Below are 17,237 nucleotides of genomic sequence, written 5' to 3'. Positions count from 1 at the left end.
AAAAAATAATTATAACACATCACTGCCTGTGATTCGGTTTTATTCGACAGAAAACTTCATCCATTTTTGGATGAATAAAAAGCGCCCTTGGGCTAATGATACCTGCAAGGGCGCTTCGAAGCCTATCTTATTTCAAGAAGAATCTTTGAATGTCGTTCCAAGTGACCACAAGCATTAATAACATCAGAAGCGCAAACCCAATAAAATGAACCATTCCTTCTTTTTGACGGTCAATCGGCTTGCCTCTTACAGCTTCTATTGCAAAAAACATTAGTCTTCCACCATCAAGTGCTGGGATTGGTAATAAATTCATAATCCCTAAGTTGATACTTAAAATTCCAGCCCATTTCATAAGATAGAAAATACCTGACTTGGCCACTTCATCCGTGGAGACATAGATTCCTACCGGTCCAGAAAGGGCATCAATCGAAAATTGCCCGGTTATTAGCTTTCCAAGACTGACAAAAATTTGTGTGGTCCAAAAGTAAGTTTCTTTTCCAGCAGCCGTAACGGCCTGGACCGGAGATTTTTCAACTGGACTATATACTCCAATCATCCCCATCTTTTGGTCTTCTACCACTTTTTCAGCAGGGGTCACTTGGATTTCCTGCTCTTTACCGTTGCGGATAATGGTAAAATCTAATTGTTTATTCGGATTTTCCCTAATGATTTCCACGACATCGTTCCAACTTGAAATTTCGGACCCATCAATACTTTGAACAATGTCCCCTTGTTGAAGTCCCGCAGCTTTAGCCGCGCCATCAGGGGTAATTTCTCCAAGTTTTGGCTCGTTCGTTGGTACACCTTGCAGTAAAGCAATGACAATGAATACCACAAAAGCTAAGATAAAGTTATTCATTGGTCCCGCAAAAATAGTTATGAATCGATGCCCCAGTGATTTGGAGGCGAATTGTCTGTCGATAGGTGCAATTTGCGACTCTACACCATTTTCAACAATAACAGCTTGCGAGTCGACATAAAAGGTGGTTAATTGGTCTTCGTCATCTTCGGGATATCCCTTTATAATTAAATTTTTTTCAATGTCTGCATATTCCACTTCCACAATACGGCAATTTGGAAACTTCTCTTTATTATTTAGGATAATCTTGGATACTTTCTCCTCTTTGTTCAATAAAAGTCCAATCCGGTATCCAGCTTTAATCTCAACCATTTCTGGGTCTTCGCCCGCCATCCTGACATATCCGCCTATTGGCAATAACCTGATCGTATAGGTGGTTTCTCCTTTTTTATGTGAGAAAACCTTTGGACCCATTCCAATCGCAAACTCACGGCATAGGATTCCTGCCCGTTTGGCAAATACAAAATGCCCTAATTCATGAAAAAAAACGAGTGCGCCAAAAATCACAATAAAAGCTAAAACTGTACTCAAATATAAAACCACCTTTTTTTAGGTTAAAAAGTTTCACTTTTTCCTATACATTCTAGCTCCGCCGCCTCTTACGTGCTCTTGATGTTTTTTACAGAAGTGAATGTACATATTGTCTAGTTTCTTTATCAACCTCTTGAATCAAGGTTAAATCCGGATGTTGGATCGGACTGTGCCGGGTTAGTGCTTTTTCGATCAAGTCTTCAATTTCCAAGAATTTAATTTTGCCTTGTAAAAAAGCAGCGACTGCCGCCTCGTTTGCTGCATTTAATACAGTTGGCATTGTACCTCCTGTTTTTCCTGCGGAGTATGCAAACTGTAAACACCTGAACCTTTCAAAACTCATTTCCTGAAAATGCAGTGAAGCAACCTTTGCCAAATTTAGCCTATTGGCAGTAGAAAGCGGCAATCTGTCAGGATAGGTGAGAGCAAATTGGATTGGCACCCTCATGTCAGGGGTACCCAATTGAGCAATAATGCTGCTGTCATGGAATTCTACCATTGAATGAATGATACTTTCTTTATGGAGCAATACATCAATTTTTTCATATGGCATGTTAAACAACCAATGTGCCTCAATAACTTCCAATCCTTTATTCATCATCGTAGCCGAATCAATCGTTATTTTTGCACCCATTGACCAGTTTGGATGGTTTAATGCTTCTTCAACCGTAACATCGGCTAATTCCTCTCGGGAACGGTCCCGAAAACTTCCACCAGATGCAGTTAAAATCAGCCTCTTGATATTTTTTTCCTTTTCCCCCTGAAGAGCTTGGAAAATGGCTGAATGTTCACTGTCTACCGGGAGCAGCGCAACTTGGTGCTTTTCAGCAGCCTCAAGAACTAGATGGCCTGCCGTTACCAATGTTTCTTTATTGGCTATAGCAATGGTCTTTCCGGATTCGATAGCATGCAAAGTTGGATTTAAGCCAACACTGCCAAGAACCGCATTGACGAGGACATCCCCCTTATCAAACACAGCGGTTTCAATCAATCCTTCATCACCATATGTCACTTTAGTCCCTGGAAACTCTGCTTTTAATATATGATAATCACTTTTAGTTTGTACAGAAACTAGCTCAGGATGAAACTCAATGATTATTTTTCGCGCAAAGTCGATATTTTTCCCAACAGAAAAAGCTGCAAGTTTAAAATCTTCTGGATGCTGACGAATGATATCTAAAGTTTGTGTGCCAATTGACCCTGATGCACCCAATAAGTTAATTGTCTTCAATTGGTTCATCTCCTAATTAAAAAGCGAAGGCGTCTCACGCATGTACGCTGGGACTGAATTACTTCTAAGTTGTTAATTATGTAAATCATTCCTCTACCATAGATGGAAAAAGTGCAATAATGGCCAGACAAATAATAGACTGTCAAAACGGTCTAAAATACCCCCATGGCCTGGTAGAATTTTTCCAGAATCCTTAACATTGAAATGGCGTTTATACGCAGATTGTACAAGGTCGCCAAGTTGTCCAAAAACAGATAATACCAGGGTTACCCCCAACAATGTAATCGGCGCTGCCTTTATATCTGTAAAAATTAAAAATAGTGCTGCTACTAGCATGGCGCACACAACGCCGCCAATTGACCCCTCCACTGTTTTATTAGGGCTAATTTCAGGAAGCAATTTGTTCTTCCCCATTGCTTTCCCAATAAAATATGCTCCAGAATCAGTAGCCCAAATAATAAACAAGGAATAGAAAATATAAATAAGTCCAGCCTCTCTGGTTTCAATCAGAAAGTAAAAACCGATTCCTACGTATATGGCAGATAGCACGCAAAACGCTGCATCCTCAAAGGTATAGCGGTTTTTGGTAAGGACCGTATAGGTTAACAACAAAAGTATGAATGCTATAGCTATCTCTATCCTTGAATAATAAAAATCTGACAAAAATTCATTATATTGCTGTGGGAAAAGAATAACCCATAAAAATAAAAGTGAAAGAAGCCCATATGGAGAAAAGAGGGTTAGTCCCTTCATTTTTAATAATTCATATAATCCAATACTTGCTAGCAAGTATGTCACTAGCACGAAAGGAAGGCCGCCGTATATGATGATTGGCAGAAAAAGTGCAGCAGCTACAACTCCTGTAATAATTCTTTGCTTCATCTAAAGATCAACACCTCTTTGATTTACAGTTAAATTCCCCCGAACCGGCGCTGCCGGTTTTGGTATACCTCGATTGCTTCAATTAAATGTTCCTCGCGGAAATCCGGCCACAACACTTCAGTAAACCAAAATTCTGAATAGGCTAATTGCCAAAGCATAAAGTTACTTAAACGAATTTCACCACTTGTCCGTATTAATAAATCTGGGTCCGCAAATTCCGAAGTCATAAGATAGGAAGAAAAAACCTCCTCATTTATATCATTTTCATTGAGGTTCCCATCTTTATAATCGTTTAAAACCAGCTTAACCGCATCGAGTATTTCCGCCCTACTGCCGTAATTCAAGGCAAAATTTAGAATTAGTCCATCGTTATGTTTGGTTTGTTCCATCGCTTGTTCAATGGCTCTTAGTGTGTGCTTTGGCAGCTGGTCTTTATACCCCATCATTTTTACCCGGACATTATTATCCACTAGTTCCGGAAGAAACGTATCTAAAAATTCTTCAGGCAGTTTCATTATATAATCTACTTCATTCTTTGGCCGTTTCCAATTTTCTGTTGAAAATGCATATAACGTTAAGGTTTTAATCCCTAAGTCATTTGCCAGCATGGTGGTTTTTCGGACAACCTTCATTCCCTCATGATGGCCTGCTATTCGCGGCAATGCCCGTTTTTTGGCCCAGCGTCCATTGCCGTCCATGATAATGGCCACATGCTCAGGAACAGGCCTAGATTTTATTTGTTCGATTTTATCTCGGAGTGTGGAAGAGGTTTTTTGGTTCTTCCAAAGCTTCATCTTATTTAACATAATATTGCTCCTCCAATAAAGTATTGTTTCCTCCGATAATAAAGTGAAACTTAAGATTCCTTGGTTATGTAAAAAACAAAGATAATATGCTTTAATCATACCAAAATTATAAGAAGATCGCTCTTAAATTAACATATGTACAAGAGGATGATTTAAGAATAACGCTGAAAAACTTTCAATCATTAACTTAATCACTAAAACTGCCTATAATAGTTAAAAAACCCCCTAAAAAAGAGGGTTGGCCTGCTTAAGAATCACACTTCCATAATTTCTTTTTCTTTATCTTTGGTTATTTGGTCAATTTTATTTATGTGTTCGTCAGTCAATTTTTGAATATCATCCGAAAATCCACGAAGTGCGTCTTCTGTTATTTCACCAGATTTTTCGAGTTTTTTCAAATCATCATTAGCGTCACGACGAATATTCCGGACAGCTATTTTTGCTTCTTCGGATTCTTTTTTCACCAATTTAACAAGCTCTTTACGGCGCTCTTCTGTTAGTTGAGGAATGGCAAGTCGAATAACAGAACCATCATTTGTTGGATTTAGGCCTAAATCTGATTTTAAAATGGCTTTTTCAATCTCTCCAAGAACAGATTTATCATAGGGTTGAATCACTAGCAGCCTTGCTTCTGGTGTAGTAATCCCAGCCAATTGATTGACAGGTGTTGGTGCACCATAGTAATCAATTGTAATTCTGTCCAGCAAAGATGCGCTTGCTCGGCCAGCACGAATAGTAGCAAGTTCACGGGTGTAAGCTTGAATTGCTTTCGTCATTCTTTCTTTTGCTTGATTAATGACTTGTTTTGCCATCAGTTTTTCCCCCTCACAACAGTTCCAATTTTTTCGCCCATAACGGCTCTCTTAATATTGCCTTGTTCCATAATAGAGAAAACAATTAGCGGGATATCATTATCCATACAAAGCGAAGATGCTGTGGAGTCCATAACTGCCAACCCTTCCTTTATAACATCCAAGAATGATAAATCATCATATTTCTTGGCATTAGCATCAATACGAGGGTCCGCTGAATAAACGCCATCTACATTATTTTTGGCCATTAGAATAACTTCCGCATCAATTTCTGCTGCTCTTAATGCTGCTGTCGTGTCTGTTGAAAAATAAGGATTACCTGTTCCCGCGGCAAAAATAACAACTCTGCCTTTCTCAAGGTGACGCATTGCCCGGCGTCTTATGTATGGTTCAGCCACCTGGCGCATTTCAATTGAGGTTTGAACTCTCGATTCGATTCCCAACTGTTCCAAACTGTCTTGGAGCGCCAACGAGTTCATGACAGTAGCCAACATACCCATGTAATCAGCTGTTGCCCGATCCATACCCATTTCACTGCCAATTTTACCGCGCCAAATATTGCCGCCGCCAACAACGACTGCCACTTCAACACCGAGTTCGGCGATTTCTTTTACTTGAGTGGCAATTGATTTGATGATTGAAGGTTTAATCCCAAAGCCTGATTCACCAGCAAGCGCCTCTCCGCTTAATTTTAACACAACGCGTTTGTACTTAGGACTGTTCATATAAACCTCCATAAAATAATTGCTTTATACCTTTAAAAATAGGGAACACAATCGTGTCCCCTATTCAATAAAATTATTGCAGTAACTTTCCCATTTTTACCTGTTGGAACTAGAGAATAGTTGACTATTGTCTATTTACTTGGTTCATTACTTCTTCAGCAAAGTTATCTTCACGCTTCTCAATGCCTTCGCCTACTTCGTAGCGGATGAATTCACGAACAGTTGCACCTTTTGATTCAACAAACTTGCGAACTTTTTGATCTGGATCTTTTACGAATGCTTGATCAAGTAAGCAAACATCCTCGAAGTATTTGCCAAGACGTCCTTCTACCATTTTTTGAACAATGTTTTCAGGTTTGCCTTCATTTAATGCTTGCTGAGTTAGCACTTGACGCTCATGCTCAACTTCTTCCTGTGATACTTGGTCACGGGACACATACTTAGGATTCAATGCGGCAATGTGCATAGATACATCTTTAGCAGCATCTGCATCTGTAGTTCCCTCTAAAACTGTTAACACGGAAATACGTCCACCCATATGAAGGTATGCACCGAAAGCATCATTATCAGATTTAGAAACAACTGTAAAACGGCGAAGAGTTAGCTTCTCGCCAATTTTAGCAATTGCAGCATTAATGTGGTCCGCAACAGTTGCACCATTTTCCATGGTTTGGGCTAAAGCCTCGTCTACAGTTGCTGGTTTCTGTGCAAGCAGGTGTTCAGCAACCTCTTTCACAAGCGTTTGGAAGCCTTCATTCTTAGCAACAAAGTCTGTTTCAGAGTTAACCTCTAAAATCACTGCGTCGTTGCCTTTCGTTACGATAGAAGTTAAACCTTCTGCTGCAATACGGTCAGCTTTTTTAGCGGCTTTTGCAATTCCTTTTTCACGAAGGTAATCAATCGCTTTATCCATATCACCATTTGTTTCAGTTAAAGCTTTTTTGCAATCCATCATGCCAGCGCCAGTTTTTTCACGTAATTCTTTTACCATTTGAGCAGTAATTGCCATAATTATTTCCTCCTTAAACTTTCCTATGTACTATACTCCTATCTTAGCCATTAGGGACTAAGATAAACATTCATCTTAATTGCAATTTTTCTAAAAGTCTCGCTAGTCAGCGAGTTTTTCTTTAAAAAAAGGTGATAAAGGGTCTCCCTCTTATCACCTTTTCTAAAAACACTTTAATTAAGCTGTAGGCTGTACTTCTTCACCTTGTTTAGCTTCAAGGATGGCATCAGCCATTTTACCAGTTAAAAGTTTAACCGCACGGATAGCATCATCGTTTGCAGGAATTACGACATCGATTTCATCTGGGTCGCAGTTCGTATCAACAATACCAACGATTGGAATGTTTAGTTTTTTAGCTTCTGCTACTGCAATTCTCTCTTTACGAGGGTCGATAATGAACAGTGCATCTGGAAGCTGTTTCATATCTTTAATTCCGCCCAAGAATTTCTCAAGACGTTCTTGCTCTTTCTTTAATTGTACAACCTCTTTCTTAGGAAGTACATCGAAAGTGCCATCTTCAGCCATTCTTTCAATATCTTTTAAGCGGCCAATACGTTTTTGAATGGTTTCGAAGTTTGTTAAAGTACCACCTAACCAACGATGGTTTACGTAGTACATGCCAGAACGTTGTGCTTCTTCTTTAACAGAATCTTGAGCTTGTTTCTTAGTACCTACAAATAGCATAGTACCGCCATTAGCAGAAAGTTCCTTCACCCAGTTATAAGCTTCTTCAACCTTTTTAACTGTTTTTTGAAGATCGATAATGTAAATGCCGTTACGCTCTGTGAAGATATATTTCTTCATCTTAGGGTTCCAACGGCGAGTTTGGTGTCCGAAATGCACACCAGCTTCAAGCAATTGCTTCATTGAAATTACTGACATGATAGTTCCTCCTATTGGTTTGTTTTCCTCCGCTCAGCTCATTTTTGCCCAGAAACTGTTCTACGCACAGCACCATCCGGACAAATCCCCAAGCGTGTGTATTAACACCATGAACTAATATAGCATATGGCTTTTAAACAATCAAGGTTTAGTTTCGAAAAAAAATTCCCAGCAGTGCTGGGAATCTGACAGAGCATTAATGAGATTTAAGCTTTTCAAGTTCTACCAAGAATTTATCATTTAGAACTTTAATATAAGTGCCTTTCATTCCAAGGGAACGAGATTCAATGACACCAGCACTCTCAAGTTTTCTTAATGCGTTAACAATAACGGAACGGGTAATTCCGACGCGGTCAGCAATCTTTGAAGCAACCAATAGGCCTTCTTGACCGTTTAACTCTTCAAAGATATGCTCAATTGCTTCAAGTTCACTGTAGGATAGAGAGCTAATTGCCATTTGAACAACGGCTTTGCTTCTAGCTTCTTCCTCAATTTCCTCTGACTTTTCACGTAAAATTTCCATACCAACAACGGTTGCGCCGTATTCACCAAGGATGAGATCATCGTCATGAAACTTTTCATGCAAACGTGCAAGGATTAACGTACCTAGACGTTCGCCGCCGCCAATAATTGGAACGATCGTGGTCAAGCCTTCATTAAACAATTCTTTGTTTTCAACAGGGAATGCTGTATAATCACTTTCAACACCAAGGTTTGGAGACGTTTCCTTGATATCAAACAAACTATTGGTATATTCCTCAGGAAATTGACGGTCTTCGAACATTTTTTTCATCCGCTCGTTTTCAATTTGCTGATAGATGGAGAAGCCTAACAGTTTCCCACGGCGGCTTACAATATAAACATTTGCTTCGATTGTTCCACTTAAAGTTTCTGCCATTTCCTTGAAGTTTACTGGCTTTCCTGCTGCTTTCTGTAATAATGCATTAATTCTTCGTGATTTTGTAAGTAAATCCATCTGTTTCTTCCTCCTAGTTAACAACAACCATTATTAAATTTTAAGTTTTAACCTCTAGCGTATTTATCCATATAAAAGAATTCTTTAGATATTCTTTATTTATAAGATAAACTGACTTAGGTCTTTGTTTTTGGAGATAGCTCCTAATTTTTCATCCACATATTGCGGAGTAATCGTGATTTTGTCCATGGAAATGTCTGGCGCTTCGAAAGAGAGATCCTCCAATAGCTTCTCCAAAATCGTATGCAGTCGTCTTGCTCCAATGTTATCAGTATTTTGATTCACCTCGAAAGCAATTTCGGCTATTCTACGAATAGCATCGTCAGAAAATTCAATTTGTATACCTTCAGTTTCCAATAATGCTTGATATTGTTTAATTAGAGCGTTATCTGGTTCCACTAAAATCCGATAAAAGTCCTCAACTGTAAGCTTAGTCAACTCGACACGGATTGGGAATCTTCCTTGAAGCTCAGGGATTAAATCCGACGGTTTGGCGATGTGGAACGCACCGGCAGCAATGAACAAAACATGGTCGGTTTTAATCGGGCCATATTTTGTTACCACTGTTGACCCTTCGACTACAGGGAGAATATCTCTTTGGACGCCTTCCCTAGAAACATCTGCCGAGGAACCACCATGATTTTTGCTGGCAATCTTATCAATTTCATCGATAAATATGATACCATTTTGTTCTGCGCGGAAAATGGCTTCACTAGTGACTTCATCCATATCAATCAGCTTCGAAGCTTCTTCACTCGTTAAAACCTTCCTAGCCTCCCGAACGGTCAGTTTTCTTTTTTTCCGTTTTTTAGGCATAAAACTGCTAAGTGCATCCTGCATATTCATCCCCATTTGTTCAATGCCCGAGCCTTGTAGCAAATCAAACATAGAAGGAGTTTGTTCTTCCACCTCGACCGTGACAACTTCTTCCTCTAATTGTCCTAAGGCTAATTTTTCTTTGACAATTTTCCGTTTTTCATAAACGGAATAGTCTTCTTGGGGCGCTTCTTGATCCTGTGTAGGATTTCCGCCGCCAAATAACATTTCTAATGGATTTTTATAGTTAGATGTCTTTTTCGTAGACGGAACTAACAATTCTACCAATCTGCTGTTTGCGTTTTCCTCCGCCCGTTCTTTGACACTTTGCATCCGCTCCTCTTTGACAAGACGAACGGAAGTTTCGGCCAAATCTCGTACCATTGATTCTACATCTCGTCCCACATAACCCACTTCAGTAAATTTTGTAGCTTCTACTTTAATGAATGGAGCTCCAACCAGTTTGGCAATTCTCCTGGCAATTTCCGTTTTACCAACGCCCGTTGGACCAATCATTAATATATTCTTTGGAATAATTTCGTCACGCAGCTTATCAGGCAATAAGTCTCGTCGATATCGATTGCGAAGCGCAACAGCAACCGCTTTCTTCGCATCCTTTTGCCCAATAATATACTGATCAAGTCTTTCTACAATTTGACGGGGGGTTAAATCAGTTGTTCTGACCATTTTTTAAAATCTCCTTCCCGTATTATAATTCTTCAACAATAATATTATGGTTGGTGTATACACAAATATCTGCCGCTATTTCCAATGCGGCCTTAGCAATATCCTTTGCAGACAAATGATCGCCAGAATAACTTTTCAAGGCACGACCAGCAGCTAATGCATAATTGCCACCTGAACCAATGGCAAGTATTCCGTCATCCGGTTCAATTACTTCCCCGGTACCTGATACCAACAGCAAGCTCTCACGATCCATCACAATTAACATGGCTTCGAGTTTTCTAAGTACTTTATCGCTTCTCCACTCTTTCGCTAACTCCACAGCAGCCCGTTGAAGATTTCCATTGAATTCCTCTAATTTTCCTTCAAACAGTTCAAACAGTGTAAACGCATCAGCAACAGAGCCTGCAAATCCGGCCAAGACCCGACCGTTAAAAATTTTTCTGACCTTCCTAGCTGTATGCTTCATCACTACCGCATTTCCCATTGTCACCTGTCCGTCTCCGGCCATCGAACATTTACCGTTATGATGAATGGCGAATATCGTTGTCGCATGAAATTGGTCCATTTTTGCTGTTCCTCCTTATCGGGAGCATTTTTCTTCCGTTCTGCGTATAAGATATGTAACAAAAAAATATTATATTTCCATGATGAACAAAAATTTATTTATTTATTACCATGGGGATGACTATCTTAGCATATGTTGCTGGTTACATGCTATGTTCAGCCTTGAACAAGGAAATCACTGATTTCATGTTGAAAATATTCAATTTGTATTTTGAAGGTATAGGCTTTATTTGTAAATACAGAAACCACAAAGTTAAAAAAATATTCACAAATTGCAGAAATCTCCCTCAGTCAATGGCTACTAAATAGTATCACAATTCAACAACCCTTGCAATAAATTTTACAAAACCTTCACAAAGTTCTGAATTGTTTGTGCTAAATTTAGTACACTCAACTATTATCCCTTTGGTAAAAGGAAGTCCATTTTGCATTTTACTATACGAATGTAAAACAAAAAAGTTTTTTGTTTCGGAGATTATTGTCCATAACAAAGCATAAGAGTGGACACACCCACTCTTATGCTTGCGGTTCTTCCTTATAATCACAGGAAACACATTGAACCTGAATACCTTTTTTTAATTTTTTCTCAACCAAGAGCCCTTCGCACTTCGGACAGCTTCTTGGTAGTGGTTTATCCCAAGAGATAAAGTCACACTCTGGAAACCGGCTACAGCCGTAGAATATCCTGCGCTTCTTGCTTTTTCTCTCAACAATAGTCCCCTCATGGCAATTAGGACATTCAACGCCTATTTCCTTTACAATTGGTTTGGTATTACGGCAATCAGGGAAATTGCTGCAAGCCATAAACTTTCCATACCGGCCCATTTTAAAGACCATTGGATGACCACAGATTTCGCAATCTTCACCGGCTGGTTCATCCTTTATTTCAACTTTTTCCATCTCTTGTTCTGCAACTTTTAAATGCTTTTCAAAGCCCTGGTAAAATTCGTCAATTACCTTAACCCATGGGACCTTGCCTTCCTCAACATAATCCAGACCTTTTTCCATCCTAGCTGTAAATTCTACATCAATAATTTCCGGGAAGAATTCAAGCATGATTTCATTTATAATTTCGCCCAACTCCGTAGGGACAAACCGTTTATTATCTAGGGCGACATATCCCCGTTTTTGGATCGTATCTAATGTCGGAGCATAGGTGGAAGGACGGCCGATTCCAAGTTCTTCGAGAGTTTTCACCAATCTTGCTTCTGTATATCTTGGCGGAGGCTGAGTAAAGTGCTGCTTGGGCTCAATATCCTTCTGGAATACTTCGTCGCCTTCATTTAAATCAGGCAGCATTTTGTTTGATTCTTCTACCTGGTCATCTGTTCCCTCCACATAGACCTTCATAAAACCTGGAAACTTTATTTTTGAACCTGTCGCCCTAAACACAATATCTCCATTTTGCAAGTCAACGCTCATCGTGTCCATCACTGCCTGGGCCATTTGACTTGCTAAAAAGCGCTCCCAAATCAATTTATATAGCCGCAACTGATCCCTTGAAAGATGTTCCTTTAAACTATTAGGGTCTCTAAACGTACTTGTCGGACGTATTGCCTCATGGGCATCCTGGGCGTTTGCCTGTTGTTTCTCTTTCTTTTGTTCTGTCTTTAAAAATTGTTCACCAAATTCAGATTTAATATAATCAACAGCTTCTGATTGCGCTACTTCAGAAACCCGGGTGGAATCCGTTCTCATGTAGGTTATTAAACCAACTGTCCCTTCCTTGCCAAGCTCAATCCCTTCATACAACTGCTGGGCAAGCATCATCGTTTTCTTGGCCCGAAAGTTTAACTTCCTGGCAGCTTCCTGTTGAAGTGACGATGTGGTAAACGGCGGAGCCGGGTTCCTTTTTCGTTCTTTCTTTGCTACAGATGTAACCGTAAATTTATTGCCCTTCAATTGTTTTAATATTTTTTGCACGTCTTGTTCCGAGCTTAGTTCCGCTTTATCATGACCAACAATGCTATGGAAACTAGCACTAAATTGATCTTTCCCTTTCAAAAAATCACCATTAATTGTCCAGTACTCTTCAGGTATAAATGCTTGAATCTCTTTTTCACGGTCAATAATCAGTCTTACAGCAACCGATTGAACCCGGCCGGCACTTAAACCCTTTTTCACCTTTTTCCAAAGCAATGGACTGATATTATAACCGACGAGACGATCCAAAATTCTTCGTGCCTGCTGGGCATCTACCAAATCCATATTGATTGGCCGTGGATGCTTGAAGGATTCTTTTATCGCATCTTTGGTAATTTCGTTAAAAACCACACGGCAATCCGTGTTTATATCGACATCTAAACTATGGGCTAGATGCCACGCAATTGCTTCCCCTTCACGGTCCGGGTCAGCTGCGAGATAAACTTTTTTCGCCTTTTTTGCTGCGGTCTTTAATTCCTTTAGTACAGGACCTTTACCACGAATTGTAATATATTTTGGTTCGTAGTTATTCTCAACATCCACGCCTGTCTGACTGCGGGGCAAATCCCGGACATGGCCCATTGAAGCTCTTACTTTATACTTACTGCCTAAATACCGCTCTATCGTTTTCGCCTTTGCTGGCGATTCTACAATTACAAGAAAATCTGACATTCTAAAAAGTCCTCCTTAAGAGGGAGTGTTAAGCTAAGAAAGAGGCAAATGCCTTTTTCTAAAATGCTTATCGTTGGGAAGGTTTCTAAATTCAGTTATTACACCTTTGCTTTAAAAAAATACCTTTACAAAACTCCCCTATCCCAGTCTAGTTAAATTCTATATTTATGACACCATTATTTGTTTTATTTCAGTTATTCTTTTTTTCGAACATCTGTTGGAAAATGTAATACATATTAGAAAGAATTTCAACCTTTTTAGTTGATTTTTTTTCATTTTTTCGAAAAAGCCACAAAAATCCCCAATATATTGTCACTATTTTATCTCATTTCTTCTAATATATCTGCTGCACATGTTACTAATTTTGCCCCTTGCTGAATTAATTCATTAGCACCAACTGAAAAAGGGTTAAAAATGCTTCCGGGCAATGAAAACACATCTCGACCCTCATTAACGGCATAATTGGCTGTAATCAGGGAACCACTTTTCCTTTTTGCTTCAATAATCAACGTCCCACGTGACATACCGCTAATAATACGATTTCTAGCGGGAAAATGCCACCTTTGCGGCTTGGTATCTGGCGGATATTCCGATACCACAAGCTGTGTTTTCATTAATTCTGTTGCTAAATCCACGTTTTCTTTTGGATAGATGTGATAGTGTCCACCTGCTATCACAGCTATGGTATTGCCCCCGTTTTTTACAGCATATTCATGGGCAAGTGCATCAATTCCTCGAGCCAGCCCACTAACAATTACAATGCCATTTTGGATTAATTCCGGGAAAATTAATCGGATCGCATTTCTTCCGTACTGTGTTGCCTGGCGTGAACCTACAACTGCAAGCATATATTCTCTTTTTAGCAGTGATACATCGCCTTTTACAAACAATGCCCAAGGCGGCTGATATATTTCTTTTAAATTGGATGGGTATTCTGGGTCAAAGATGGTGATCACGGAAATATCATTGGATTGGTATTGACGAATTTGTTCATGCAGAGTTTCAGCAGAATGAGAAAAACTTACGGGATTATTCGGAGAATAGGAATTTGAGGAAGTGACCAGTTGAAAACTTAGTTGTGCGGGTTGAAAAGTTTGAAGCATCGGGTCCCTTTTTAAGGTTTGATAGACAAAGTTCCAAGAACTGTTGGGATAATGGAGCAATGCAATCAGTTTTTCTTTAAATTCATCCATATATATGAATCAGCCTCCATCGTGATAAACCAAATAGCCCCTCACGTTAAGAGGGACTATCTGTCTTTTCTCGCAGTTTGCTACATATTAGTGAGTTTTACATTCTTCGTATAGACCCTTCTCTTTAAGGACCTCAATTAACGTTTCTCCCATTACCGAAGGTGTCTCAGCTACTTTAATTCCTGCAGCATTCATCGCTTTAATTTTTTCATCTGCTGTTCCTTTTCCTCCGGAAATAATCGCACCAGCGTGGCCCATGCGTTTTCCTGGAGGTGCCGTACGTCCGCCGATAAAGCCGACGACCGGTTTAGTCATGTTGGCTTTAACCCACTCTGCAGCTTCTTCTTCCGCAGTACCGCCAATTTCACCAATCATAATTACGGCATAAGTTTCTGGGTCTTCATTAAATGCTTTTAGCACATCGATGAAGTTTGTTCCGTTTACAGGGTCGCCGCCAATACCAACTGCAGTTGTTTGGCCGATTCCTGCCTGTGTTAACTGATGTACAGCCTCGTATGTTAATGTTCCAGAGCGCGATACAACTCCAACATGGCCTTTCTTATGAATATAACCTGGCATAATACCAATTTTGCATTCATCTGCCGTAATGACACCTGGGCAGTTAGGACCAACAAGACGAGTTTTCTTACCTTCCATATAACGTTTTACTTTTACCATATCTAGTACTGGAATATGCTCAGTGATACAAATAACTAAATCTAGTTCTGCATCTACTGCCTCAATAATAGAATCAGCAGCAAATGGAGCTGGCACGTAAACAACAGAAGCGTTTGCACCGGTTGTTTCTACTGCTTCTTTTACCGTATTAAATACAGGAACTCCTTCGACTTCTTGACCACCCTTGCCTGGTGAAGTACCACCGACAATTTTAGTTCCATATTCAAGCATTTGTTTAGTATGGAACCGTGCAGTCCCGCCGGTGATTCCCTGAACAATTACTTTGGTATCTTTATTAATAAAAACACTCACGATTATTTCCCCTTTCGTCGATCCTATTTCACTAATGAAACGATTTTTTGTGCACCGTCTGCCATGGATTCTGCCGCAAGTATGTTCAGTCCTGACTCAGAAAGGATTTTCTTTCCTAAGTCTACGTTTGTTCCTTCTAAACGAACAACAAGAGGAATGGAAAGCCCTACCTGCTTGGCTGCTTCAACGACACCTTCAGCAATTACATCACATTTCATGATTCCGCCAAAGATATTGACAAAAATACCTTTTACGTTTGGATCAGAAAGGATAATTTTAAATGCTTCCGTTACTTTTTCAGCAGTAGCACCGCCGCCCACATCAAGGAAGTTGGCTGGGTCACCGCCATAATGCTTGATAATATCCATTGTTGCCATCGCTAGTCCAGCACCATTAACCATGCAGCCAATATTGCCATCTAGAGCGATATAGCTCAAATCATATTTGGAAGCCTCAATCTCTTTTGGATCTTCTTCCTCTAAGTCACGATATTCCAAAACATCTTTTTGACGGAACAAAGCATTAGAATCAAAATTCAATTTGGCATCTAAAGCCATAACTTTTCCATCACCAGTTACCACAAGAGGATTAATCTCGGCAATTGAGCAGTCTTTATCTATATAAGCATTGTACAAACCAGTCATAAACTTGACTGCTTGATTCACAAGCTCTTTAGGAATATTAATATTGAAAGCCAGTCGACGTGCTTGATATGGCATCAAACCTAAAACGGGATCAATTTCTTCTTTAAAAATTTTCTCTGGCGTTTTGGCTGCCACCTCTTCAATTTCAGTACCGCCCTCTTCAGAGCCCATAAGAACCACTCTCGATGTAGCACGATCTAAGACTAAGCCAACATAGTATTCCTTTTTAATATCACAGCCTTCTTCAATTAGGAGGCGCTTTACTTCTTTTCCTTCAGGGCCAGTTTGGTGTGTTACCAAGGTTTTTCCTAAAATTTCACTGGCATATGTACGAACCTCGTCAAGGTTTTTCGCCACTTTAACTCCGCCAGCTTTTCCCCGTCCGCCGGCATGAATTTGTGCCTTCACAACACAAACCTGTGTGCCTAGTTCTTGTGCGGCTTCAACCGCTTCTTCAACCGTGAATGCCACTTTACCATTTGGAACGGTAACCCCATATTTTCTGAGGATTTCTTTCCCTTGATACTCATGGATATTCATTTCCCATCCTCCTAAAATCATACTCTTTGAAAAATTGACTCCGTTTTCATTTTATATAATGTAACATACCTTGTCTACTTTTTAGTTCAAAAAATTATACTCATCTTAATATTATGAATAATATATTGGCTTAAAAAATAAGTAAAAGCGGCTAAATCATTGGAATCTAGTATTTTTTAACCATAATAAAAAACGGGCTAAGCAGCCCGTTTAAATAGTAGAGTTCGTGTATTTCTTGGTTTTATTTTATTTTGTTTGGAATTTAATATTCAATTTCCGAAGGGCCTGTCTGCTATGAGGCCTGTTTTCCGCCCCAAGTGCTTCTAACGTGCTGGGGGGGAGCCTCCTAGGCACTCAGAGCGACTGCGGGATTGTCATAAGCTAAGCACTCCCGGAGGTCTAAAAATTACAACCCTGAACCATTCCACGCGTCTTCACACTTCTACTCTAATCACAGTAAGTAGAGTAACCTAAAGAAGTGCAATGCACAGCCTG

At 39.7% G+C, this 17,237-nt stretch carries 15 protein-coding genes; all 15 read right to left on the bottom strand.

All coding sequences use genetic code 11. The features are described 5' to 3' along the window. Positions 1-127: 127 nt before the first annotated feature. The 15 genes from rseP to sucC all read right to left on the bottom strand — a co-directional run bounded on the left by rseP (position 128) and on the right by sucC (position 16,742). Positions 128-1,390, bottom strand: a complete 1,263-nt coding sequence (rseP, locus tag BN2425_RS06270) for an RIP metalloprotease RseP (protein WP_042456388.1) — start codon at positions 1,388-1,390, stop codon at positions 128-130. Between the two features lie 88 nt (positions 1,391-1,478). Next, positions 1,479-2,621 carry a 1-deoxy-D-xylulose-5-phosphate reductoisomerase gene (gene dxr, locus BN2425_RS06265; RefSeq protein ID WP_042456384.1) on the bottom strand — a complete coding sequence of 381 codons (1,143 nt, stop codon included), beginning with the start codon at positions 2,619-2,621 and terminating at the stop codon, positions 1,479-1,481. Positions 2,622-2,714: 93 nt separating this feature from the next. Then, on the bottom strand, positions 2,715-3,503 hold the full coding sequence (locus BN2425_RS06260; protein WP_042456381.1) for a phosphatidate cytidylyltransferase: 789 nt from the start codon (positions 3,501-3,503) through the stop codon (positions 2,715-2,717). 29 nt (positions 3,504-3,532) lie between these two features. Further along, the gene (locus BN2425_RS06255) at positions 3,533-4,309 is read right to left on the bottom strand and encodes an isoprenyl transferase (protein ID WP_042456378.1); all 777 of its coding nucleotides are present in this window, start codon (positions 4,307-4,309) and stop codon (positions 3,533-3,535) included. A 254-nt stretch (positions 4,310-4,563) separates the two neighbouring features. Next, positions 4,564-5,121, bottom strand: coding sequence for a ribosome recycling factor (gene frr, locus BN2425_RS06250; RefSeq protein WP_042456375.1), 558 nt, complete (start codon positions 5,119-5,121; stop codon positions 4,564-4,566). After that, the gene (gene pyrH / locus BN2425_RS06245; RefSeq protein ID WP_042456372.1) at positions 5,121-5,846 is read right to left on the bottom strand and encodes a UMP kinase; all 726 of its coding nucleotides are present in this window, start codon (positions 5,844-5,846) and stop codon (positions 5,121-5,123) included. The genes frr and pyrH overlap by 1 nt, the downstream gene beginning before the upstream one ends. Positions 5,847-5,970: 124 nt before the next feature. Next, positions 5,971-6,855: a translation elongation factor Ts gene (gene tsf, locus BN2425_RS06240; protein WP_042456369.1), complete on the bottom strand. Its 885-nt coding sequence runs from the start codon at positions 6,853-6,855 to the stop codon at positions 5,971-5,973. A 177-nt stretch (positions 6,856-7,032) separates the two neighbouring features. Then, positions 7,033-7,737 carry a 30S ribosomal protein S2 gene (rpsB, locus tag BN2425_RS06235; protein WP_042456366.1) on the bottom strand — a complete coding sequence of 235 codons (705 nt, stop codon included), beginning with the start codon at positions 7,735-7,737 and terminating at the stop codon, positions 7,033-7,035. A gap of 196 nt (positions 7,738-7,933) precedes the next feature. Then, positions 7,934-8,713, bottom strand: a complete 780-nt coding sequence (codY, locus tag BN2425_RS06230; RefSeq protein ID WP_042456363.1) for a GTP-sensing pleiotropic transcriptional regulator CodY — start codon at positions 8,711-8,713, stop codon at positions 7,934-7,936. A 99-nt stretch (positions 8,714-8,812) separates the two neighbouring features. Further along, positions 8,813-10,216 (bottom strand): HslU--HslV peptidase ATPase subunit, encoded by a 1,404-nt coding sequence (gene hslU / locus BN2425_RS06225; protein WP_042456361.1) that lies wholly within the window; start codon positions 10,214-10,216, stop codon positions 8,813-8,815. A gap of 22 nt (positions 10,217-10,238) precedes the next feature. Next, on the bottom strand, positions 10,239-10,781 hold the full coding sequence (gene hslV / locus BN2425_RS06220; protein WP_042456359.1) for an ATP-dependent protease subunit HslV: 543 nt from the start codon (positions 10,779-10,781) through the stop codon (positions 10,239-10,241). Positions 10,782-11,296: 515 nt separating this feature from the next. After that, a complete protein-coding gene (gene topA / locus BN2425_RS06215) occupies positions 11,297-13,375 on the bottom strand; it encodes a type I DNA topoisomerase (protein WP_042456355.1) in 2,079 nt (692 codons plus the stop codon). Between the two features lie 320 nt (positions 13,376-13,695). Then, complete coding sequence (gene dprA / locus BN2425_RS06210; protein WP_042456352.1) at positions 13,696-14,568, bottom strand: DNA-processing protein DprA; 873 nt, start codon at positions 14,566-14,568, stop codon at positions 13,696-13,698. Between the two features lie 87 nt (positions 14,569-14,655). Continuing rightward, entirely contained in the window at positions 14,656-15,558 is a 903-nt protein-coding gene (gene sucD, locus BN2425_RS06205; protein ID WP_042456349.1) for a succinate--CoA ligase subunit alpha, read from the bottom strand. A 23-nt stretch (positions 15,559-15,581) separates the two neighbouring features. Next, entirely contained in the window at positions 15,582-16,742 is a 1,161-nt protein-coding gene (gene sucC / locus BN2425_RS06200; RefSeq protein WP_042456347.1) for an ADP-forming succinate--CoA ligase subunit beta, read from the bottom strand. Positions 16,743-17,237: the final 495 nt, after the last annotated feature.

Source organism: Neobacillus dielmonensis (genome assembly GCF_000612665.1).
Lineage (GTDB): Bacteria > Bacillota > Bacilli > Bacillales > Cytobacillaceae > Neobacillus > Neobacillus dielmonensis.
The sequence above is the reverse complement of the archived record's forward strand: the minus strand, read 5'-3'. Positions and strand labels throughout refer to the sequence as shown.